The sequence below is a fragment of the Mycobacterium sp. OAS707 genome (assembly GCF_014873705.1).
In the GTDB taxonomy this organism is placed as follows: Bacteria; Actinomycetota; Actinomycetes; order Mycobacteriales; family Mycobacteriaceae; genus Mycobacterium.
The window spans coordinates 897,476-918,649 of the sequence record NZ_JADBDS010000001.1 but is presented as its reverse complement, the minus strand read 5'-3'; the positions used below and the strand labels follow the sequence as shown (position 1 = coordinate 918,649).

Annotated in this window: 20 protein-coding genes; 15 read left to right on the top strand and 5 right to left on the bottom strand. The window is 66.9% G+C overall.

What is annotated here, in order from left to right; translation table 11 throughout:
- Positions 1-237 precede the first annotated feature (237 nt).
- The 7 genes from sepIVA to smc all read left to right on the top strand — a co-directional run bounded on the left by sepIVA (position 238) and on the right by smc (position 7,518).
- Positions 238-975, top strand: coding sequence for a cell division protein SepIVA (sepIVA, locus tag GGC64_RS04495; protein WP_192721234.1), 738 nt, complete (start codon positions 238-240; stop codon positions 973-975).
- Positions 976-1,005: 30 nt separating this feature from the next.
- Positions 1,006-1,590, top strand: a complete 585-nt coding sequence (locus tag GGC64_RS04490) for a DUF177 domain-containing protein (RefSeq protein WP_192721233.1) — start codon at positions 1,006-1,008, stop codon at positions 1,588-1,590.
- A complete protein-coding gene (gene rnc / locus GGC64_RS04485; RefSeq protein ID WP_192721232.1) occupies positions 1,587-2,288 on the top strand; it encodes a ribonuclease III in 702 nt (233 codons plus the stop codon). The genes GGC64_RS04490 and rnc overlap by 4 nt, the downstream gene beginning before the upstream one ends.
- Positions 2,281-3,138, top strand: a complete 858-nt coding sequence (mutM, locus tag GGC64_RS04480) for a bifunctional DNA-formamidopyrimidine glycosylase/DNA-(apurinic or apyrimidinic site) lyase (protein ID WP_192721231.1) — start codon at positions 2,281-2,283, stop codon at positions 3,136-3,138. Before rnc ends, mutM begins: the two co-directional genes overlap by 8 nt.
- Positions 3,139-3,219: 81 nt before the next feature.
- Positions 3,220-3,636, top strand: a complete 417-nt coding sequence (locus GGC64_RS04475) for an OsmC family protein (RefSeq protein ID WP_192721230.1) — start codon at positions 3,220-3,222, stop codon at positions 3,634-3,636.
- Positions 3,620-3,904 (top strand): acylphosphatase, encoded by a 285-nt coding sequence (locus GGC64_RS04470; protein WP_192721229.1) that lies wholly within the window; start codon positions 3,620-3,622, stop codon positions 3,902-3,904. The genes GGC64_RS04475 and GGC64_RS04470 overlap by 17 nt, the downstream gene beginning before the upstream one ends.
- A 26-nt stretch (positions 3,905-3,930) precedes the next feature.
- A complete protein-coding gene (gene smc / locus GGC64_RS04465; RefSeq protein ID WP_192721228.1) occupies positions 3,931-7,518 on the top strand; it encodes a chromosome segregation protein SMC in 3,588 nt (1,195 codons plus the stop codon).
- Here the strand turns inward: smc and fni are convergent.
- On the bottom strand, positions 7,515-8,519 hold the full coding sequence (gene fni / locus GGC64_RS04460; RefSeq protein WP_225951435.1) for a type 2 isopentenyl-diphosphate Delta-isomerase: 1,005 nt from the start codon (positions 8,517-8,519) through the stop codon (positions 7,515-7,517). The genes smc and fni overlap by 4 nt on opposite strands.
- A gap of 49 nt (positions 8,520-8,568) precedes the next feature.
- Here fni and ftsY point away from each other — a divergent pair, with 49 nt between their 5' ends.
- The 6 genes from ftsY to GGC64_RS04430 all read left to right on the top strand — a co-directional run bounded on the left by ftsY (position 8,569) and on the right by GGC64_RS04430 (position 17,037).
- Positions 8,569-9,873: a signal recognition particle-docking protein FtsY gene (gene ftsY / locus GGC64_RS04455; RefSeq protein WP_192721226.1), complete on the top strand. Its 1,305-nt coding sequence runs from the start codon at positions 8,569-8,571 to the stop codon at positions 9,871-9,873.
- 175 nt (positions 9,874-10,048) lie between these two features.
- Positions 10,049-11,431 (top strand): ammonium transporter, encoded by a 1,383-nt coding sequence (locus tag GGC64_RS04450; RefSeq protein WP_192721225.1) that lies wholly within the window; start codon positions 10,049-10,051, stop codon positions 11,429-11,431.
- 6 nt (positions 11,432-11,437) lie between these two features.
- Positions 11,438-11,776: a P-II family nitrogen regulator gene (locus GGC64_RS04445; RefSeq protein WP_003881099.1), complete on the top strand. Its 339-nt coding sequence runs from the start codon at positions 11,438-11,440 to the stop codon at positions 11,774-11,776.
- Between the two features lie 77 nt (positions 11,777-11,853).
- A complete protein-coding gene (locus GGC64_RS04440; protein ID WP_192721224.1) occupies positions 11,854-14,376 on the top strand; it encodes a [protein-PII] uridylyltransferase in 2,523 nt (840 codons plus the stop codon).
- Positions 14,377-14,386: 10 nt separating this feature from the next.
- On the top strand, positions 14,387-15,946 hold the full coding sequence (ffh, locus tag GGC64_RS04435; protein ID WP_192721223.1) for a signal recognition particle protein: 1,560 nt from the start codon (positions 14,387-14,389) through the stop codon (positions 15,944-15,946).
- Positions 15,946-17,037, top strand: a complete 1,092-nt coding sequence (locus GGC64_RS04430) for an amidohydrolase family protein (protein WP_192721222.1) — start codon at positions 15,946-15,948, stop codon at positions 17,035-17,037. The genes ffh and GGC64_RS04430 overlap by 1 nt, the downstream gene beginning before the upstream one ends.
- 15 nt (positions 17,038-17,052) lie before the next feature.
- Here the strand turns inward: GGC64_RS04430 and GGC64_RS04425 are convergent, their stop codons facing one another.
- Positions 17,053-17,889, bottom strand: a complete 837-nt coding sequence (locus GGC64_RS04425; RefSeq protein WP_192721221.1) for a D-alanyl-D-alanine carboxypeptidase family protein — start codon at positions 17,887-17,889, stop codon at positions 17,053-17,055.
- A gap of 62 nt (positions 17,890-17,951) precedes the next feature.
- The gene (locus GGC64_RS04420) at positions 17,952-18,830 is read right to left on the bottom strand and encodes a D-alanyl-D-alanine carboxypeptidase family protein (RefSeq protein ID WP_192721220.1); all 879 of its coding nucleotides are present in this window, start codon (positions 18,828-18,830) and stop codon (positions 17,952-17,954) included.
- A 46-nt stretch (positions 18,831-18,876) separates the two neighbouring features.
- Between GGC64_RS04420 and GGC64_RS04415 the strand changes: the two genes are divergently transcribed.
- A complete protein-coding gene (locus GGC64_RS04415) occupies positions 18,877-19,299 on the top strand; it encodes a nuclear transport factor 2 family protein (protein WP_192721219.1) in 423 nt (140 codons plus the stop codon).
- 1 nt (position 19,300) lies between these two features.
- Here GGC64_RS04415 and GGC64_RS04410 read toward each other — a convergent pair whose 3' ends face one another.
- Both GGC64_RS04410 and GGC64_RS04405 read right to left on the bottom strand, forming a co-directional pair.
- Positions 19,301-19,930, bottom strand: coding sequence for a class I SAM-dependent methyltransferase (locus tag GGC64_RS04410; RefSeq protein ID WP_192721218.1), 630 nt, complete (start codon positions 19,928-19,930; stop codon positions 19,301-19,303).
- An 18-nt stretch (positions 19,931-19,948) separates the two neighbouring features.
- The gene (locus GGC64_RS04405; RefSeq protein WP_192721217.1) at positions 19,949-20,440 is read right to left on the bottom strand and encodes a nuclear transport factor 2 family protein; all 492 of its coding nucleotides are present in this window, start codon (positions 20,438-20,440) and stop codon (positions 19,949-19,951) included.
- Positions 20,441-20,645: 205 nt separating this feature from the next.
- Between GGC64_RS04405 and rpsP the strand changes: the two genes are divergently transcribed.
- Positions 20,646-21,170, top strand: coding sequence for a 30S ribosomal protein S16 (gene rpsP / locus GGC64_RS04400; RefSeq protein ID WP_192721216.1), 525 nt, complete (start codon positions 20,646-20,648; stop codon positions 21,168-21,170).
- The last annotated feature ends 4 nt before the right edge of the window (positions 21,171-21,174 follow it).

Here is a 21,174-nt window from a genome sequence, read left to right as displayed (position 1 = left end):
GAAATCGTCCGTCACCTCGCGGTGGCGGGCGATTTCGATTTGCTAGGAGCTGGCGAGGACCGACGACCCCGGCGTGTTGACATAATGTCAGCGAAGCAATTCAAGCGGGAGTTGCGGCCTGGGGGAGCGCGGGACACAGCAAAAGGGTCAAACGACGACACACCGGCCCGGAAACTGAGTCACACCGGTAACACCAGGCACACTAGTAACTGTCAACTACGCCTGGAGGGTGTTGCCGTGTACCGAGTTTTTGAAGCGCTCGACGAGTTGGGTGCGATTGTCGAAGAAGCACGCGGCGTGCCGATGACGGCTGGCTGCGTGGTCCCACGCGGTGATGTCCTCGAGCTGATCGACGACATCAAGGACGCCATCCCCGGCGAGCTGGACGATGCTCAGGACGTCCTGGATGCGCGCGACAGCATGCTGCGCGAAGCCAAGGACCACTCCGATCAGATGGTGGCCACGGCCAGCGCCGAGGCGGACTCCCTGATCAACCACTCGCGCGCCGAAGCGGATCGGCTGCTGGCCGACGCGAAGGCCCAGGCAGACCGGATGGTCGCCGAGGCTCGTCAGCACAGCGAGCGGATGGTCGGCGAGGCCCGCGAGGAAGCGGCCCGCGTCACCGCAACCGCCAAGCGGGAGTACGAGGCCACCACCGGGCGCGCGAAGAACGAGGCCGACCGGCTCATCGAGAACGGCAACCTGGCCTACGAGAAGGCCGTGCAGGAAGGCATCAAGGAACAGCAGCGCCTGGTCTCGCAGACCGAGATCGTGCAGACCGCAACGGCCGAGGCCACCCGGTTGATCGACTCGGCGCACGCCGAGGCCGACCGCCTGCGCGGAGAGTGCGACATCTACGTCGACAGCAAGCTCGCCGAGTTCGAGGAATTCCTCAACGGAACCATCCGCTCGGTGGGCCGCGGTCGTCACCAGCTGCGCACCGCTGCGGGCACCCACGACTACGCGGCGCGGTAGCTCGGCGCTGTCGCCGTAGAATCGACATCCATGGCGACGCATGCGAACGCGGCGGCGCGCCGCGCCTCACGATCGCCGCTCGTTATCAACATTTCCCGGCTTGGCCGGCGGCCAGGGTCGATGATGACCTTCACCGAGACGGTGCCCAGCCCGTCGCGGATCGGGCTGGACCTGATCGGCGTCGAGGCGGGCGCGCCGCTGACGCTTGACCTGCGGATCGAGTCCGTGTCAGAGGGAGTGCTGGTCAGCGGGACGGTGTCCGCGCCGACGGCAGGCGAATGCGCCCGCTGCCTTACCCCGGTCACCGGTGACGTCGAGATCGACCTGACCGAGCTGTTCGCCTACCCCGACAGCGCCACCGACGAGACCACCGAATCCGATGAGATCGGCCGGGTCGGCGGATCGGGTGAGCCCGATACCGTCGACCTGGAGCAGCCGATCATCGACGCGATCGGGCTCGCGCTGCCGTTCTCACCGCTGTGCGGGCCCGACTGCGCGGGGTTGTGCCCGAACTGCGGGGTGCCGCTGGCGACCGCCGAACCCGGTCACCATCACGAGCAGATCGATCCGCGGTGGGCCAAGCTCTCGGGCTTCCTCGACGAGGACAAGCAGTGACGGATCGGGCGGCCCTGCTCAAGGCGTTGGGCGTCGACCTGCCCCCAGAACTGCTGACCATGGCGCTCACCCACCGCAGCTATTCCTATGAGAACGGTGGGCTGCCGACCAACGAGCGCCTCGAGTTTCTCGGTGATGCGGTGCTCGGGCTGACCATCACCGAAGAGCTCTACCACCGGCACCCCGACCGCTCCGAGGGCGACTTGGCCAAACTGCGCGCCAGCATCGTCAACACCCAGGCGCTGGCAGATGTCGGCAGGCAGCTGTCCGACGACGGCCTCGGCGCCTACCTTCTGCTCGGCAAGGGCGAGGAACACTCGGGCGGGGCCGACAAGTCCAGCATCTTGGCCGACGGCGTCGAATCCTTGTTGGGCGCAATATATTTGGAGCACGGCATCGCGGTGGCCAGAGAGGTGATCATGCGGCTGTTCGCCTCGCTGCTGGACACCGCGCCGACGCTGGGCGCAGGGCTGGACTGGAAGAGCAGCCTGCAGGAGTTGACCGCGTCGCGGGGCATGGGCGCTCCGTCGTATGTGGTGACGTCCACTGGTCCCGACCATGACAAGGAGTTCACCGCGACAGTCCTGGTCACCGATGTCGAGTACGGCAGGGGCGTGGGGCGGACGAAGAAGGAGGCCGAGTTGAAGGCGGCCGCCGCGGCGTGGACCGCGCTCTCAGCCTCAGGCGTAGATGCCTGAACTACCCGAAGTCGAGGTCGTCCGGCGCGGATTGGCGGCCCATGTGACGGGTAAAACCATCACCGCGGTGCGGGTGCATCATCCGCGCGCGGTGCGCCGTCACGAGGCAGGCCCCGCCGACCTGACGGCGCGACTGCTGGACGCGAAGATCACCGGAACCGGGCGGCGCGGCAAGTACATGTGGCTCACGCTGGACGACGGATCGGCGTTGGTCGTGCACCTCGGCATGAGCGGACAGATGTTGCTCGGTGAGGTGCCGAACGAAAACCACTTGCGCATCGCGACGCTGCTCGACGACGGCACCGCGCTGAGCTTCGTCGACCAGCGCACGTTCGGGGGCTGGATGCTCGCCGACCTGGTCACGGTGGACGGCACCGACGTTCCGATGCCGGTCGCGCATCTGGCCCGCGACCCGCTGGACCCTGCGTTCAATCGCGACGGAGTCGTTACGGTGTTGCGGCGCAAGCACTCTGAGATCAAGCGACAGCTGCTGGATCAGACAGTTGTCTCGGGCATCGGCAATATCTACGCCGACGAGGCGCTGTGGCGGGCCCGCGTCAACGGCGCGCGGCTGGCGTCGTCGTTGTCGCGGGCGAAGCTGGGCGCGCTGCTCGACGCCGCCGCCGAAGTGATGTCCGACGCGCTCGGGCAGGGCGGCACGTCGTTCGACTCGCTCTACGTCAACGTCAACGGTGAATCCGGCTATTTCGATCGGTCCCTGGACGCTTACGGCCGCGAGGGCGAGCCGTGCCGGCGGTGCGGCGCCGTGATGCGGCGGGACAAGTTCATGAACCGGTCGTCGTTCTACTGCCCGAAATGCCAACCGCGGCCCCGGGTTTCCCGGGAATAATCTGCCGCGAGCGACCGTGTTTGTACGTGGACACGCCGTCAACGCGTGGCATTTTGCGGTCGCTCACGAGGAAGAGGAGTCATGACCGAATTGTGGGTTGAGCGCACCGGCGTCCGCAGCTACACCGGCCGCAGCACACGCGGCGCCGAGGTGCTCGTCGGCAATGAGGACGTCGACGGCGTCTTCACGCCGGGCGAACTGATGAAGATCGCGTTGGCGGCGTGCAGCGGAATGGCCAGCGACGCGCCGCTGCGGCGCAGGCTCGGCGACGACTACCAGACGACGATCAAGGTGTCCGGGCCTGCGGACCGTGAGCAGGAGCGCTACCCGCTGCTCGAAGAACGCATGGAACTCGACCTGTCCGGGCTCTCAGCCGACGAGGTGGCGCGGGTGCTGACGGTCGTCGAGCGGGCCATCGATCAGGTGTGCACGGTCGGGCGCACGCTCAAGTCTGGGACCAGAGTGACGTTTGAGGTCAGTGATGCAGGAGTTAGCTGACGTCCGGTTGACCGCCTGGGTGCACGGCCACGTCCAGGGGGTCGGTTTCCGGTGGTGGACGCGCTCACGGGCGCTGGAGCTCGGCCTGGCCGGATACGCCTCGAACAGGCCCGATGGCCGCGTCCAGGTGGTCGCGCAGGGCCCCCGCGAGGCCTGCGAAAAGCTGCTTGAACTGCTAGAAAGCGGCAACACGCCGGGTCAGGTCGACAAAGTCATCGCGGACTGGTCAGAACCGGGCGACTCGCTTTCGGGGTTCACCGAACGTTAGCCTCCGCGACGGTAGTGTGGCGCGTTGTGCACCTCAAGAGTCTGACGCTGAAGGGCTTCAAGTCCTTTGCCGCACCCACGACTCTGCGTTTCGAGCCCGGCATCACCTGCGTCGTCGGCCCCAACGGCTCAGGCAAGTCGAATGTGGTCGACGCGCTCACCTGGGTGATGGGTGAGCACAGCGCCAAGACCCTGCGCGGCGGCAAGATGGAAGACGTCATCTTCGCGGGCACATCGTCGCGGGCCCCGCTGGGCCGCGCCGAGGTCACGGTGACGATCGACAACTCCGACAATTCGCTGCCGATCGAGTATTCCGAGGTGTCGATCACCAGGCGGATGTTCCGCGACGGCGGAAGCGAATACGAAATCAACGGCAGCAGTTGCCGTTTGATGGATGTGCAGGAGTTGCTCTCTGACTCAGGCATCGGGCGTGAGATGCACGTCATCGTCGGTCAGGGCAAGCTATCTGAAATCCTCGAGTCGCGGCCCGAGGACCGTCGGGCATTCATCGAGGAAGCCGCGGGTGTGCTCAAGCACCGCAAGCGCAAAGAGAAAGCGGTCCGCAAGCTCGACGCGATGTCGTCGAACCTCGCCCGGCTCACCGACCTGACCACCGAACTGCGCCGTCAGCTCAAGCCGCTGGGCCGCCAAGCCGAGATGGCCCGTCGCGCCCAGACCATCCAGGCCGATCTGCGCGACGCCAGGCTGCGACTGGCCGCCGATGACCTGGTGACGCGCAAGGCCGAGTTCGACAACACCGATCAGGCCGAGACCACCCTGCGCCGCGAGCACGACGAGGCCGCCGCCCGACTCGAAGCCAAAACCGTCGAACTGAATTCCCATGAGGCGGCGGTCAATACGCTGAGCGAGCGCGCTGATGCCGCGCAGCAGACGTGGTTTCGGCTGTCGGCGCTCGCCGAACGCGTCAGCGCGACAGTGCGCATTGCGAGCGAGCGGGCACAGTACCTCGACGCCGAGCCCGAGGCATCCACCGGTCCGGACCCGGAAACCCTTGAGGCGCAAGCAGAAGAGATGGCTGAGCAGGAGCGGCAGCTGCTCGCCGAGCTCGAAGAATCCCGCGCCAGGTTGGAGTCCGCGCGCGCCGAGTTGACGGAGTGCGAGCGCGCTGCGGCCGAGGCCGAACGCGCCCACCTGGCCGCCGCCCGCGCCGAGGCTGACCGCAGGGAAGGGCTCGCGCGGCTGGCGGGCCAGGTCGACACGATGCGGACCCGCGTCGAGTCGATCGACGAGACCGTGGCCCGGCTCACCGGCGGCATCGACGAAGCCGCGGCCAAGGCCCAGCAGATGCAGGCCGAATTCGAAACCGTCCAGAGCCGCGTGACTGCGCTCGACGAAGGCGAGGTCGGCCTCGACGAACATCACGATCGCACGGTGGCTGCGCTGCGCCTTGCCGACGAGCGCGTCGCCGAACTACAGGCTGCCGAGCGCGGCGCCGAACGTCAGGTGGCCTCGCTGCGGGCGCGCATCGAGGCGCTGTCGGTCGGGCTCGATCGCAAGGACGGCGCGGCCTGGCTGCAGCGAAACCACGGCGGCGCAGGGCTTTTCGGCTCCATCGCCGACCTTCTGAAGGTGCGGCCCGGCTATGAGGCAGCCGTTGCGACGGTGCTGGGCGCTGCCGCGGACGCGTTGGCTGCGGAGAACTTCGGCGCGGCCCGGTCGGCCGTCAGGGCGCTGAAGGAATCCGACGGGGGCCGTGCGGCCATCGTGCTGAGCGACTGGCCGCACCAATCGGCGCCACATGATCCGTTGCCCTACGGCGCGTCCTGGGCCGTCGATCTCGTCGAGGCGCCGCACCGGCTGCAGGGCGCAATCACGGCGATGTTGTCCGGCGTCGCGGTGGTTTCGGACCTGTCCGCTGCGCTGGATCTCGTCGCTTCGCGCCCGCAATTGCGGGCGGTCACCACCGACGGCGACCTTGTCGGTGCCGGCTGGATCAGCGGCGGTTCGGACCGCAAGCCCAGCACGTTGGAAATCACTTCGGAGGTCGAGAAGGCCCGCGCCGAGTTGGCCGACGCCGAACGGCAGACCAGCGAGCTGTCCGCCGCGCTGTCGGGTGCCCTCGTCGAGCAGGGGGCCCGCCAGGACGCAGCGGAGCAGGCGCTCGCGGCGCTCAACGAATCCGATGCGGCGATCTCGGCGATTTACGAGCAACTCGGCAGGCTCGGGCAGGATGCCCGGGCGGCCGACGACGAATGGCAGCGGCTCATCCAGCAGCGCAACGAGCTCGAGGCCGGCCGCAACAGGACTGTCGAGGAACTGGCTCAACTCGAGCAGAGGCTGCACAACGCCCAGCAGGAACCGACGTTCGAGTCCGAACCCGTCGACCGCCAGGCGTCGATGGCGGCCGCAGAAGAGGCGCGCGCCGTCGAGGTGGAGGCCCGGCTGGCCGTGCGCACCGCCGAAGAGCGGGCGAATGCCGTTCGCGGACGGGCGGATTCGCTGCGACGCGCGGCTGCGGCCGAACGCGAGGCGAGGTTGCGGGCTCAGCGTGCGCGGGAGGCACGCGAACATGCGGCGGCGGTCGCGGCCGCGGTGGCGGAGTCCGGACGTCTGGTGGCACTGCGGCTGAGCGCAGCGGTGGGCGTGGCATCGCGTTCCCGCGACGAGGTGGCCGCCGAACGGCAGCACCGCGCAGGGGCGCTGACCAGGGCGCGCGAAGAAGTCAACGAGCTGTCGGCCAAGATCACCGCGATCACCGACTCGCTGCACCGTGACGAGGTCGCCAAAGCCCAAGCGGCACTTCGCATCGAGCAGCTCGAGGAGCACGTCATGGAACAGTTCGGGATGGCGACCGCCGACCTGATCGCCGAGTACGGTCCCGACGTGGCGCTGCCGCCGTCGGAGTTGGAGATGGCCGAGTACGAGCAGGCGCGTGAACGCGGTGAACAGGTCACGATGCCGGCGCCGCTGCCGTTCGACCGACCTACCCAGGAGCGCCGCGCCAAGAAGGCCGAGCGTGAGCTCAACGAGCTCGGTCGCGTGAATCCGCTTGCGCTGGAAGAGTTTGCAGCGCTCGAGGAGCGTTACAACTTCCTGTCGACCCAGCTGGAGGACGTCAAGGCGGCCCGCAAAGACCTGCTCGACGTCATCGCCGATGTCGACGAGCGCATCCTGCAGGTGTTCACGGAAGCCTTCGCCGACGTGGAACGTGAATTCCGCGACGTGTTCTCGTCGCTGTTCCCCGGTGGTGAGGGACGGCTGGTGCTCACCGATCCCGACGACATGCTGACCACCGGCATCGAGGTCGAGGCGCGGCCCCCGGGCAAGAAGATCAAGCGGCTGTCGCTGCTCTCCGGTGGCGAGAAGTCGTTGACCGCAGTGGCGATGCTGGTGGCGATCTTCCGCGCGCGGCCGTCTCCCTTCTATGTGATGGACGAGGTGGAGGCGGCGCTCGACGACGTGAACCTGCGCCGGCTGCTGGGGCTGTTCGAAATGCTGCGATCGCAGTCGCAGCTGATCGTGATCACGCACCAGAAGCCGACGATGGAGGTCGCCGACGCGCTCTACGGCGTCACGATGCGCGATGACGGCATCACGCAGGTGATCTCGCAGCGCATGCGCGGCCAGGAATTGGTGGGAGCCGCCGCCAACTAGCCGATCTTGGTGACGCCGCGGCGCCGCAACGCCACCAGGTTGGCCGCGCCGCAGCCGTGCAGGCACACCCGCAGCTCGCCGATGAACCGCTGCAGCCAATCCACAACGGCGGCAGGCGATTCGATCGCAGGTGCCAGCAGGGGGCGCGCTACCGCCACGGCGTCGGCGCCCATCGCCAATGCCTTGGCCGCATCCATGCCAGTGCGGATGCCGCCCGACGCGATGATCGGCACATCGGGCAGTGTGTGCTGCACTTCCAGCAGCGCCTCCGCTGTCGGGATGCCCCACTCGGCAAGCGCCGGGTAGCGGATCTCGCCGAACCGCACGAACTGCTCGACCCGCGCCCATGAGGTGCCACCCGCGCCCGCCACGTCGACGGCGGCGATCGGACAGTCGACCAACTCCGCTGCCGCGGCCGCGCCGATGCCGTGTCCGACTTCCTTCAGGATCACCGGATAGTCGATCGATCTCGCGATATCGCGCAGACGGGCAATCGAGCCGGAGAAGTCTGTGTCGCCCTCGTGCTGCATCGCTTCCTGCAGCGGATTGGTATGCACCGCAAGGGCATTGGCGCCGACGGCATCGAGCAGCTTGACCACGTCGGCAACCACGACCTCGTTGAGTTGGGCCAGCCCGATGTTGCCGATCAACAGTGCGTCGGGCGCCACATCGCGAACAGTGAACGACGTGGACGCGATGCCGTTGTCGAGCATGATGCGCTGCGAGCCGAGCATCATGCCGATGCCGAGCTGCTGAGCGGCCGCGCCCAGATTGCGATTGATCGTGGCCGACAGCTCGGCGCCGCCGGTCATCGCGCCGATCAACACGGGTGCCCGTAGCCTCGCACCGAGAAAATTTGTGCTCAGGTCGACGCTGCCCAGATCTGTCTGAGTCAGCGCGTTGTACGGCAACCGGTAGCGCTCCAGCCCGGTGGTGACGGTCTGATAATCGACCGCGTCCGACAGGCACACGTCAATGTGGCGCTGTTTGCGCGTTTCCATGCCCCCGGGGTCGAGAGTCACCGCCTAACCCCCCTGAGACAATGGCGTCGTGTCGGATGCTCTGTGGATCGCAATCGCGGTCGTTGCCGTTCTGGTCGTGGTTGCGCTGGTCGTCGGGCTGGTGCGATACCGGCGTCGACGGATCAACCTGTCTTCTCCCGACACTGCCACTCCGATCGACCGGTCCGGCGGATATACCGCGTCTTCGGGCATCACTTTCACCAAGTCAGCGCCTGCGGAGCCGGTCGAACGCATAGACACCAGCGGGCTGCCCGCCGTCGGCGATGATGCCACCGTTCCACGGGACGCGCCGAAACGTCCCATCGCCGACATTCAGCTGCCCGAGGCTCCCGAGGCGCCGGTGGCTCCGCCCACTCCCGAGCCCGCGCCCGCCGCAGCCGCCGAGCCTGCGGCGCCGGCCATCGAAGCGATCGAACCAGCAGAGGGCCGCCTCGATCGACTGCGCGGCCGATTGGCCAAATCGCAGAACACGCTCGGCCGCGGCATGCTCGGCCTGCTCGGCGGCGGCGACCTCGACGAGGAATCCTGGGAAGCCGTCGAGGACACCCTGTTGATCGCCGACCTCGGTCCCGTCGTCACCGAGTCGGTGGTCACCGCGCTGCGGTCGCGGATGGCCAGCAGTCGCGTGCGCACCGAGGCCGATGCCCGGGCCGTCCTCCGCGAGGTGCTCATCGAAGAGCTGCGGCCCGACCTCGACCGTTCGATCAAAGCGCTGCCGCATGACGCCAAGCCGTCCGTGCTGCTGGTTGTCGGCGTCAACGGCACCGGCAAGACGACGACGGTCGGCAAGCTGGCCCGCGTGCTGGTCGCGGACGGCCGACGCGTGGTGCTCGGCGCCGCTGACACCTTCCGCGCCGCCGCGGCCGACCAGCTGCAGACCTGGGCATCGCGAGTGGGCGCGGAGGTGGTCCGGGGTGCCGAGGGGGCCGATCCCGCATCGGTCGCGTTCGATGCCGTCGACAAGGGCATCGAATCAGGCGCCGACGTCGTCGTCATCGATACCGCGGGCCGCCTGCACACCAAGACGGGCCTGATGGATGAGCTCGGCAAGGTCAAAAGGGTGGTGAGTAAGCGCGCCGAGGTCGACGAGGTGCTGCTGGTGCTCGATGCCACGATCGGGCAAAACGGCTTGCCCCAGGCGCGCGTGTTTGCCGAAGTCGTCGACATCACCGGGGTGGCGCTGACCAAACTCGACGGCACGGCAAAGGGTGGGATCGTCTTCCGCGTGCAGCAGGAGTTGGGTGTTCCGGTCAAGCTCGTCGGTCTCGGTGAAGGCCCCGACGATCTCGCCCCGTTTGAGCCCGCGGCGTTCGTCGATGCGCTGCTCGGGTAACAAAGCGTCGTCAAGAAACGCGTGATGTAACACCGTCGAAACGTCGTCTGCGTATCCGTTCACACGAGCGAAACACCGCAGCGTCTTAGACGAAACAACCACTCAGCATTGTCTTGCAACAGGTCAACGGACGTAAAAAGCTGCGGCCGTGGCATGTTGAAGGAGGAAACTGCGAGTGGATGGCTTTCCAATAATGGGCATCCCCGACACCGGGGATACGGCATGGATGCTGGCAAGCTCAGCGCTTGTCTTGCTGATGACGCCAGGTCTGGCGTTCTTCTATGGCGGCATGGTTCGCGCCAAGGGCGTGCTCAACATGCTGATGATGAGCATCAGCGCCATGGGCGTCGTGACCGTGTTGTGGGTGCTGTACGGCTACTCGCTGTCCTTCGGCAACGACAAATTCGACTTCGTCGGCGATCCGACGCAGTACTTCGGACTGAAGGGGCTGATCGCCGGTAACGCGACCGCCGCGGTTGCTGCGGACCCCGCCACCGGGACTGCCGCTGTCGATGCGGTGCACATCCCGCTGGCGGGCACCATCCCGCAGCTTGTCTTCGTGATGTTCCAGCTGATGTTCGCGATCATCACGGTTGCCCTGGTTTCGGGTGCGGTAGCCGACCGCCTGAAGTTCGGCTCCTGGCTGGTCTTCGCGGGCCTGTGGGCGACGTTCGTCTACTTCCCGGTCGCACACTGGGTGTTCGCGTTCGACGGCTTCACCGGTGAGACCGGTGGCTGGATTGCCAACAAGCTCAAGGCAATCGACTTCGCGGGTGGTACCGCGGTGCATATCAACTCGGGTGCCGCCGGCTTGGCATTGGCCCTCGTTCTCGGCAAGCGCAAGGGCTGGCCGGGAACGCCGATGCGGCCGCACAACCTGCCGTTCGTGATGCTCGGAGCCGGCCTGCTGTGGTTCGGTTGGTACGGCTTCAACGCCGGATCGGCGCTCAGTTCCGGCGGTATCGCCGCGTCGACGTTCGTCACCACCACCGTGGCCACCGGTACCGCGATGCTCGCCTGGCTGCTCGTCGAGAGAATCCGCGATGGGAAGGCGACCTCGCTGGGTGCCGCGTCCGGCATCGTCGCGGGCCTCGTTGCGATCACACCGTCCTGCTCGTCGGTCAACGTCCTGGGCGCGCTGATCGTCGGTCTCCTGGGCGGCGCGATCTGCGCGCTGGCCACCGGGCTGAAGTTCAAGTTCGGCTACGACGACGCCCTCGACGTGGTCGGGGTGCACATGATCGGTGGTCTCACGGGCACATTGCTGATCGGTTTCCTCGCCACCCCGGAGGCACCCGCCAAAGTCGCCGGCCTGTTCTACGGCGACCACTCATTGGATCAACTGTGGCGTCAGGCGGTCGGTGCGTTCGCGGTTCTCGCATACTCGTTCATTGTTACGACTATCTTGGCGTTGATCCTGAAGTACACGATTGGCTTGCGCCTGGGTGAAGAGGATGAGGTCAGCGGCATTGACGAAGCCGAACACGCCGAGACTGGTTACGATTTCGTGCCAGTGGGTGGTAGCTCAGTGCTGGCGCGTTCCGGCGCGGAGGGATAAGGGAATATGAAGCTGATTACTGCGATCGTCAAGCCGTTCACGCTCGAGGACGTCAAGACCGGCCTCGAACAGACGGGTATTCTCGGCATGACCGTCAGCGAGGTGCAGGGCTACGGCCGCCAGAAGGGTCACACCGAGGTGTACCGCGGCGCTGAGTATTCGGTCGACTTCGTGCCGAAGGTCCGGGTAGAGGTTGTGGTCGATGACTCCGCCGTCGACAAGGTGGTGGATGTCATTGTCCAGGCTGCTCGTACCGGAAAGATCGGCGACGGCAAGGTGTGGGTCAGCCCCGTCGACACCGTGGTCCGGGTACGCACCGGAGAGCGGGGGGCCGACGCCCTCTGAGCCGCATCTGAAATGCGACGTCGTCTCCCGGCGTGCACCGTGAGCGTCTACAGGTAAAGGCCGGGGGAGGACTCGAAATGACAGAGCAGACACCAGATTCCGCTGACGAGCGCTTGCGCGAGGAACAGAAGGCCGCCGCCGGCGCTTCCCGATGGGAAGCTCCGGCGGCGGGCTCGTCTCCGCGTCCCGCAACGGATTTGGTGGCCGCTTGCGAAAAGCTGCTCGCGGGTGGTGCGCGGCAATTGGATTCGGCCGCGCTTCGCGATGCACTGCTCGACTTGCATGATTTCTGGCTCACCACCAAGGCCACCGAGATCGGCGTCACCGCCACCAGTGGATTCGCCATCGTCGCCACCGGCGGCCTTGGCCGGGGCGAGTTGCTGCCGTACTCGGACCTCGACCTGACCCTGCTGCACGACAACATGCCCCGCGACGTCGTCGCCCAAGTCGCCGAATTGCTATGGTATCCGTTCTGGGACGCCAACATTCGCATCGATCACAGCGTTCGCACCGTGCCCGAGGCCCTGAAGGTCGCCGGTGAGGATATCTCGGCGGGCTTGGCGATGCTCGAAGCGCGACACATTGCGGGCGACTCCGATCTGTCGTCGTTGTTGATCAGCGGAGCACGACGACAGTGGCGCACCGGAATCGCCTCGCGGTTCGACGAACTCGTCGCGCACACCCAGCAGCGGTGGGACCGCAGCGGTCAAATCGCCCACCGGGCCGAACCCGATCTGAAATGCGGTCGCGGCGGGCTGCGCGATGTGCAGTTGCTCAATGCACTTGCGATCGCTCAACTCGCCGACGTCTATCCCAGCCGATCGCTCGCCTCGCCGATCGGCACTCTTGGCGAGGCGCATCTTGCGTTGCTCAACGTCCGCACCGAACTGCACCGCGTGTCCGGACGAGGAAGGGAACTGCTGCTGGCCCAGCACGCCGACGAGATCGGCGCCGCATTGCACATCGGCGACCGATTCGACTTGGCGCGTACGCTTTCTGACGCCGCGCGCACCGTCAGTTACTACGTCGACGCCGGACTGCGCACTGCCGCAAATGCGTTGCCCCGCCGCGGCTTGGCGGCCTTCAAGCGTCCCGCCCGCAGGCCGCTCGACGAGGGCGTCATCGAGTTCAACGGCGAAGTGATTCTGGCGCGCGACGCGCGTCCCGAACGCGACCCAGGGCTGATCCTGCGGGTCGCGGCCGCCTCGGCCACCACCGGATTGCCCATCGCGGCGTCGACGCTCGCCCGCCTCACCGAGTCCGCTCCCGAACTGCGCACGCCGTGGCCACGTCAGGCGCTCAAGGACCTGCTGGTGATGCTGGCCGCCGGGCCGGCGGCGGTGGCCACCATCGAGGCGCTCGACCGCACCGGATTGTGGGGCAGGCTGTTTCCCGAGTGGGGTGCGGTGCGCGACCTTCCGCCGCGCGACGTGGTGCACATCTGGACCGTCGACCGCCACCTCGTCGAAACCGTCTCGCGGGCAAGCGCATTCACCACCCGCGTATCGCGGCCCGACCTGCTTGTGCTCGGCGCGCTCTGTCATGACATCGGCAAGGGGCGCGGAGGAGACCACAGCGTGATCGGTGCCGAGTTGGCCACGCAGATCGGCACCCGGCTGGGACTGTGGCCGTCGGACGTCGAGCTGCTGTCGAAGGTGGTGCGCCACCACCTGCTACTGCCGCACACCGCCACGCGACGCGACCTGCAGGACCCGAAGGTCATCGCGATGGTGGTCGACGCGCTCGACGGCGACCCGGTTCTGCTTGAGCTGCTGCAGGTACTGGCTGAGGCGGATTCACTAGCCACCGGCCCCGGCGTGTGGGGCGACTGGAAGTCGTCTTTGATAGGCGATCTGGTCCGCCGCTGCCGGCTGGTGATGGCAGGTGAGTCACTACCCAAGCCTGATCCCGTTGACCCGCACTACCTTTCGTTGGCGTCTGACGTCGGCGTGCACGTCGACATGACGCCAGGGGACAGCCCGCACATCTACAACGTGACGATGATCGCCCCCGACCGGCGCGGCCTGCTGTCAAAGGCCGCCGGTGTGCTGGCGCTCAATTCGCTTCGGGTGCATTCGGCTTCGGTGAACGGCCATCAGGGTTCGGCGATCAACACGTTCGTCGTGTCACCGCACTTCGGTTCGCCGCCCGCGGCGGAGCTGTTGCGGCAGCAGTTCATCCTCGCGTTGGAGGGCGAACTCGATGTGATGTCGTCATTGGACAAGCGCGACGGCGACGCCGCCCAGCACGGCAGCAGGCGAGCGGGTGAGGTGCCCGACGCGGTGCCGATCAACCACGTGCCTGCGCCGCCGAAGATCCTGTGGACCGACGGCACCGAGCCAGGCGAGCTGGTCGTCCAGATCCGGGCGACCGACCGCCCCGGCCTGCTGGCCAGGCTGACGGTGGTATTCGAACGTGATGGTGTGGACATCGCGTGGGCGAAGGTCACCACGCTGGGATCGTCGGTGGTCGACGTGTTCGGGATTCTGGTGCCGACGCTCGCGACGGGGGATCGCTCGGTGCGTGACGCGCTGGAGCGCGATCTGTACGCCGTGCTGCCTGCGCCAGCGCCCGCGAAACCGGTATCTGAAGCCAGCTAGGCTGGTCGGCGTGTTTGAATCGCTGTCCGACCGGTTGACCGGTGCCCTGCAGGGACTCCGCGGCAAGGGGCGGCTGACTGACGCCGACATCGACGCCACCACCCGGGAGATCCGGCTGGCGCTGCTCGAAGCCGACGTCTCGCTGCCCGTGGTGCGCTCGTTCGTCGCCCGCATCAAGGACCGCGCCAAGGGCGCCGAGGTCTCCGGTGCGCTGAACCCTGCCCAGCAGGTCGTCAAGATCGTCAACGACGAACTGATCGCGATCCTCGGCGGGGAAACCCGCAGGCTGGCGTTCGCCAAGACCCCGCCGACCGTGATCATGCTCGCCGGTCTGCAAGGCTCCGGTAAGACGACGCTGGCAGGCAAGCTCGCGAAATGGCTTCGCGACCAAGGACATACGCCGCTTCTGGTCGCATGCGACCTGCAGCGGCCAGGCGCCGTCAACCAGCTGCAGATTGTCGGTGAGCGCGCGGGCGTGGCTGTGTTCGCGCCGCACCCTGGCGTGTCGACCGAAGGTTCGGAGCAGGCGGGCAACGGCGATCCGGTCGCGGTCGCCGCAGCGGGCCTGGCCGAGGCCAAAGCCAAGCACTACGACGTGGTTATCGTCGACACCGCCGGCCGGCTCGGCATCGACGATGAGCTGATGGGCCAGGCGGCGGCGATCCGCGAGGCCGTCAACCCCGACGAAGTCATCTTCGTGCTCGACGCCATGATCGGCCAGGACGCCGTGACCACGGCCGAAGCGTTCCGTGAGGGCGTCGGGTTCACCGGCGTGGTGCTGACCAAGCTCGACGGCGACGCCCGCGGTGGCGCCGCGCTGTCGGTCCGCGAGATCACCGGGGTGCCGATCCTGTTCGCGTCCGCGGGCGAGAAGCTCGAGGACTTCGACGTCTTCCACCCCGACCGCATGGCCAGCCGGATCCTTGGCATGGGCGATGTGCTCACGCTCATCGAGCAGGCCGAACAGCATTTCGACGCACAGAAGGCCGAGGAGGCCGCCGCCAAGATCGGCTCCGGCGAGCTGACGCTCGAGGACTTCCTCGAGCAGATGCTGGCCATCCGCAAGATGGGCCCGATCGGCAACCTGCTCGGCATGCTGCCCGGCGCGGGTCAGATGAAAGATGCGCTGGCCGCCGTCGACGACAGCCAGCTCGACCGGGTGCAGGCGATCATCCGCGGTATGACGCCCGCAGAGCGGGCCGACCCGAAGATCATCAACGCCTCGCGGCGGCAGCGCATCGCCAACGGCTCCGGCGTCACGGTTTCGGAGGTCAACCAGCTTGTCGACCGCTTCTTCGAAGCCAGGAAGATGATGTCGCAGATGGCCGGCCAGATGGGAATGCCGTTCGGCCGCAAGGGTTCTGCGCGCAAGGGCGGAAAGGGCAAGAACAAGCAGGCCGGCAAGAAGAAGGGTAGGGGACCGACACCGCCGAAGGTGCGCAATCCGCTCGCCGCGGGTGGGTTGCCAGCCGGATTCCCCGACCTGTCCAACATGCCGAAGGGCCTCGACGAGCTGCCGCCCGGCCTCGCGGACATCGACTTGTCAAAGCTGAAGTTCCCCAAGAACTAGTGGTCGCTCACCCCGCGCTTCACGTCCGCGGCCGTGGCTTGCCGGACGGCGAGCCGATCGAATGGTGGATTCTGAACGGGGTGCTGAGCGCCGAACCGGTGGCCGATGCGGAAACCGTGTTCGGTGCTGATGGGTATGGCGGCTGGATCGTGCCCGGCCTCGTCGACGCGCATTGCCATGTCGGGCTCGGCCAGCACGGCGTCGTGGAAATAGAGGAAGCGATCGCGCAGGCCGAGACCGAGCGCGACGCGGGTGCGTTGCTGCTGCGCGACGCCGGCTCGCCGACCGATACCCGCAGCTTCGATGACCGCGACGACCTGCCCCGCATCATCCGCGCGGGGCGGCATCTGGCCAAGCCCAAGCGCTATCAGCGCGGCTTCGCCCTCGAATTGGAGGACGAGTCACAACTGCCCGACGCGGTGGCCGAGCAGGCGCGTTGGGGCGACGGCTGGATCAAGCTGGTCGGAGACTGGATCGACAGGGACACCGGCGACCTGGCGCCGCTGTGGTCCGACGAGATTCTGAAGCAGGCGATCGACGCCGCGCACGCCAACGGCGCGCGAGTCACCGCGCACGTGTTCAGCGAGGATGCGCTGCCGGGTCTGGTCAACGCAGGCATCGACTGCATCGAGCACGGCACCGGGCTCACCGACGACACCATCGAGTTGATGGTCGAACACGGCACCGCGCTGGTGCCGACGCTGATCAACATCGAGAACTTCCCCGGCATCGCCGCGGCGGCCGAGAAGTACCCGGCCTACGCCAGGCACATGCGCGACCTCTACGCCACCTGCTATCCACGCATCGGTGCCGCACACGAAGCGGGCATTCCGATCTTCGCCGGCACAGATGCGGGCAGCACGGTCGCGCACGGCCGGATCGCCGACGAAATCGAGGCGCTCAAAGGCATCGGCATGAGCCCGACCGAAGCGCTCGGCGCGGCCAGTTGGACCGCGCGCGAGTGGTTGGGGCGACCCGGGCTGGAACACGGGGCATCGGCCGATCTGGTCTGTTACGCCGACGATCCGCGGTCGGGCGTCGACGTGCTGACCAACCCGGCACGAATCATCTTGCGCGGCCGCGTTTTCTAGCGCCTCACCAGTTTCTCAGCGGTATTGGCCGAAGCCCCAATCCAGCAGGCCGATCGCCTGGTCGTACATGTCGCCCGAGCCGTACATCTGCACGACGACGAGGTTGTGGCCATTGCGTTGCGCGGCGCCGACGAAGGTTTTCTGCGCCAGGTCGGTGTAGCCGGTCTTACCGACCAGCGTGCCCGGATAGCGCGACAGGAGTTCGTTCTGGTTGATGATCTTCTTGGGTCCTTCGTCGGTGGGGAACAGCGAGGACGGCTGCCGCACGATCGCGGCGAACGCCGGATAGCGAAGCGCCGCACGGTAGATCGCCGCGAGGTCGGCAGGCGTCGTGACCGACTCCATCCCTGGGCCGTCCAGACCCGACGGTGAGGAGGCGTGCGTGTTGCGTGCGCCGAGCGCTGCGGCCTTGGCGTTCATCTTCGCGACGGCAGCCTGATAGCCGCCGAGTCCCTCGGCCAGGGTGTTGGCCGCATCGTTGCCCGACACCAGCATCAGCCCGTCCAGCAGTTGACGCACCGTGTACGACCGGCCCTCTTTGACCCCGACGCATGAACACTCGACATCGGTGTTCGCGGGTGTCGCGGTGATCACGGCGGTGAGCGGAAGCTGGTCCAGCACCACCATCGCGAGTAAAGCCTTGATGGTGCTGGCGGGCGCGTGCGGCTCATATGGATTGCGGGAGGCCAGGATTCGGCCATTGTCGAGATCGGCGAGCAGCCAGGCCTGCGCAGGACCCTGGGGCAGATCCGCCGCACCCGCTGGCTGGATGGCCGGCTCGGCCCACACTGGAGGCGCGACCATCACGGCCGCAGACAGCGTGATACTCAACGCGGCCAATAACTTTCGCACGGCCGCCGAGCCTAGTCAGCGCAGTAGCCGACGAGATCTCGGATCAGTTGCGATTGCGCAACTTAAAGCGTGCCGACGCCGGCCCCGCCGTCCTGGGCGAAGCCCCAGTCCAGCAGCGCCGCGGCCTGATCCCAGTACGTCGGGCCGCCCTCTTTGATCAGTCCGTACATCATCGCGATCACCAATCGACGCCCGCCACGGTCGGCCGCAGCGACGAACGTCTTCTTTGCCGCGTCGGTGAAACCGGTCTTGCCGCCGATGGTTCCGGGGTAGCGATGCAGCAGTTCGTCCTCGTTCACCAGCGGCTTGTCGCCGGTATCAGAGGGGAACATGGCCACCGGCTGCGACGTGATCTGGGCGAAGGTCGGATTGGCCATCGCGGCGCGGAAGATGATCGCCAGATCCCGCGGAGTCGTGAATCCCGAGCCGCCCGGCCCGTCCAGCCCCGACGGCGTCGACGCGTGCGTGTTCACCGCTCCGATGGACGCAGCCTTGGCGTTCATCTTCGCGACCGCGGTGTCGTAGCCGCCGATCATGTCGGCGAGCGCATTGGCGGCGTCGTTGCCGGACGCCAGCAGCACGGCGTCAAGCAGCTGGCGCGCGGTGTACACACGGCCCGGTTTGACACCCGCGCAGTTGCATTCGACGTGGGTGTCGGCCTCGGTGCCGACGACCGTCGCATCCAGGCTGGGCAGCTCGTCCAGTGCGGTGAGCGCCAGCAGCGTCTTGATCGTGCTGGCGGGTGGGTGGGCGACGTCCATGTCGCGGCCGGCCAGCACCTGGCCGGTATCCATGTCGGCGATGATCCACGCGGGAGCGGGCCCGTCGGGAATCGGCACGCTGCCGACGGGTTGGATGTCCGGATCGGCGGCCGCGAGCGGCGACACGGACAGCAGGATCAGACTCAGGCATGCGGTGATGACCGCGAAGAACCTCCCCATGGGTTCTGCAGCCTAACCGCGGCGCCTGATCGTGTTCAATCGACTCATGTTGAGCCTGGAAGAGATCTCCGACCGGTTCGAAATCCAGCAGTTGCTGATCGACTACTCGACGGCGATCGACTCTCGACGATTCGACGATCTGGACCGGGTGTTCACCGCTGACGCCTACATCGACTACCGGGCCATGGGCGGCATCGACGGCCGCTTCCCGGACGTCAAGGCGTGGCTGGCGGACACCCTGCCGAAGATCTTCCGGACCCACGCACACATGCTGGGCAACTTCGATGTCCGCATCTCCGGCGACACCGCGTCGTCACGGACGTTCTGCTTCAACCCGATGGTGTTCGAAGGCGACACGAATCAGGTCATGTTCTGCGGGCTGTGGTACGTCGACGAGTTCGCGCGCACACCCGAGGGCTGGCGCATGAATCGTCGCGTTGAAGAGAAGTGCTTCGACAAGGTGGTGTGAGTCAGCCGCGTGTGCCCATGAGCAGGTAACGCGGTATCGGCTTGTCCTCAATCCGTCGTTGCTCCACTTGCAAGCCCGAATTCTGCAGTGCCGCAGCAATTTCGCCGACTGGCCTGATCGTGAAGCCGTGCTTCGCGAACGGCAGCCGCGCCATCACGTCCGGATCGCCGATGCCGATCACCGCGCGCCCACCCGGCCGCAGCACGCGCGCGAATTCGCGGCAGGCGCCGTCGAGCTCGGAGATGAAGTACACCGTGTTGACGGTGATCAGCGCGTCGACCGTGCCGTCGTCCAACGGCAGTTCGGTCAGCGAGCCACGCGCCAACCGCAGTCGGCGGTCGCTGCCGAACTTAGCTTTGGCCCTGCTCAACATGTCGTCGGCAATCTCGATGCCGTGCACCACGCCGTCGTTGCCCACGCGGTCCAACAGCAGTTGTAGTCCGAGGCCACCCCCGAAACCGATGTCTGCCACGACGCCGCCGCGCGCAGCCTGCGCCGCGTCCACCGCAGCGACGATCGCCTTCTCATTGCCCCGGTTGAGCGCCCGCGCCACAAAAGGGCTCAAGATGCCGTGGGGGCGGCCGAGTTGCCCGGCCACCGCGGACAACAACCGCTCGCGCAAGGACGTCATGGCTCCAGCATGCCCGGTTCAACGCATCGCTGTGCGCGCGACCTTCCCGATCACATCCCGGAGGCGGGGAGAGACGTATACGGAGATGAACATGTTGAAGATGTCCTCGCGCAGCCGCGTCAGCGTGGAGCTGGTGATCAGCCACTGGCCGTCGGTTTTCTCGTAGCTCTCGTGGTAGTGGCCGTAACCGCGCAGGTTCACTCCTGGCGCCAGCCGGACCACGTCCTCGAGGGCCCAGATGCCGCGGGCGGTAGTGGCCGAGGTCAGCTCGATCTCGGGCGCGTGCACCTGATGGGCGGTGGCCCGGTTTCCGAGGCTCTTGCTGGTGAACGCGACGAAATCGTCGGCGCCGCGGATCACCTTGCCGCCCGCCTGCGAGGTGTCGCTGAGGAAGTCGTCGCTGAAAATCCCACGCCACGCCGCCCAGTCCTTGGTGTCGAGGTAGCGGCAGTAGCGGGCCTTCAACTGTTTGATCGCCTCGATCTCGATCAGCGCGGCGGCGTCATCCATAGCCGAAGCGTGACACTATGGGTAGAAGTTGTAAAGCTCGACTGACCGCGATTTTCGCCGGTAGCGCCTGTTCTGGCACAATGGGCGGCTGTCTGGCGCACGACTACGGCTGTGCGGCGGTCACACACGTAAGGCAAAACCGGATCCGGGCATTCCGCCCGCATCGCCGAATTGCAGCGTGGCAACCACAGGAGATCGTTTCATCATGGCTGTCAAGATCAAGCTCACCCGGCTTGGCAAGATCCGCAATCCCCAGTACCGCATCGCTGTCGCCGACTCGCGCACCCGCCGCGACGGCCGCTCCATCGAGGTCATCGGCCGCTACCACCCCAAGGAAGAGCCGAGCCTGATCGAGATCAACTCGGAACGCGCCCAGTACTGGCTCAGCGTCGGCGCCCAGCCCACCGAACCCGTGTTGCAGCTGCTGAAGATCACGGGTGACTGGCAGAAGTTCAAGGGGCTGCCCGGCACCGAGGGCACGCTGAAGGTCAAGGAGCCCAAGCCGTCCAAGCTGGACCTGTTCAACGCCGCGCTTGCCGAGGCGGAGGGTGGCCCGAGCACCGAGGCCACCACGCCCAAGAAGAAGAAGGCGCCCGCCAAGAAGGCCGAGAAGGCCGACGCCGAGGCCCCCGCTGAGGCTGAAGTCGCGCCGGTCAAGGATGAGTCCGAGCCTGCCGCTGAGGGCGCGGACGCCACTGTCGACGGCGCCACCGAGAACACCGAGAGCTGACCGC

Coding starts and splice junctions, on each gene's coding strand:
- GGC64_RS04490 (WP_192721233.1), top strand. CDS start 1,006: ATGGCGACGCATGCGAACGCGGCGGCGCGCCGCGCCTCACGATCGCCG.
- mutM (WP_192721231.1), top strand. CDS start 2,281: ATGCCTGAACTACCCGAAGTCGAGGTCGTCCGGCGCGGATTGGCGGCC.
- GGC64_RS04475 (WP_192721230.1), top strand. CDS start 3,220: ATGACCGAATTGTGGGTTGAGCGCACCGGCGTCCGCAGCTACACCGGC.
- GGC64_RS04470 (WP_192721229.1), top strand. CDS start 3,620: ATGCAGGAGTTAGCTGACGTCCGGTTGACCGCCTGGGTGCACGGCCAC.
- fni (WP_225951435.1), bottom strand. CDS start 8,519: ATGGAAACGCGCAAACAGCGCCACATTGACGTGTGCCTGTCGGACGCG.
- GGC64_RS04445 (WP_003881099.1), top strand. CDS start 11,438: ATGAAGCTGATTACTGCGATCGTCAAGCCGTTCACGCTCGAGGACGTC.
- GGC64_RS04440 (WP_192721224.1), top strand. CDS start 11,854: ATGACAGAGCAGACACCAGATTCCGCTGACGAGCGCTTGCGCGAGGAA.
- GGC64_RS04420 (WP_192721220.1), bottom strand. CDS start 18,830: ATGGGGAGGTTCTTCGCGGTCATCACCGCATGCCTGAGTCTGATCCTG.
- GGC64_RS04415 (WP_192721219.1), top strand. CDS start 18,877: ATGTTGAGCCTGGAAGAGATCTCCGACCGGTTCGAAATCCAGCAGTTG.
- GGC64_RS04410 (WP_192721218.1), bottom strand. CDS start 19,930: ATGACGTCCTTGCGCGAGCGGTTGTTGTCCGCGGTGGCCGGGCAACTC.
- GGC64_RS04405 (WP_192721217.1), bottom strand. CDS start 20,440: ATGGATGACGCCGCCGCGCTGATCGAGATCGAGGCGATCAAACAGTTG.
- rpsP (WP_192721216.1), top strand. CDS start 20,646: ATGGCTGTCAAGATCAAGCTCACCCGGCTTGGCAAGATCCGCAATCCC.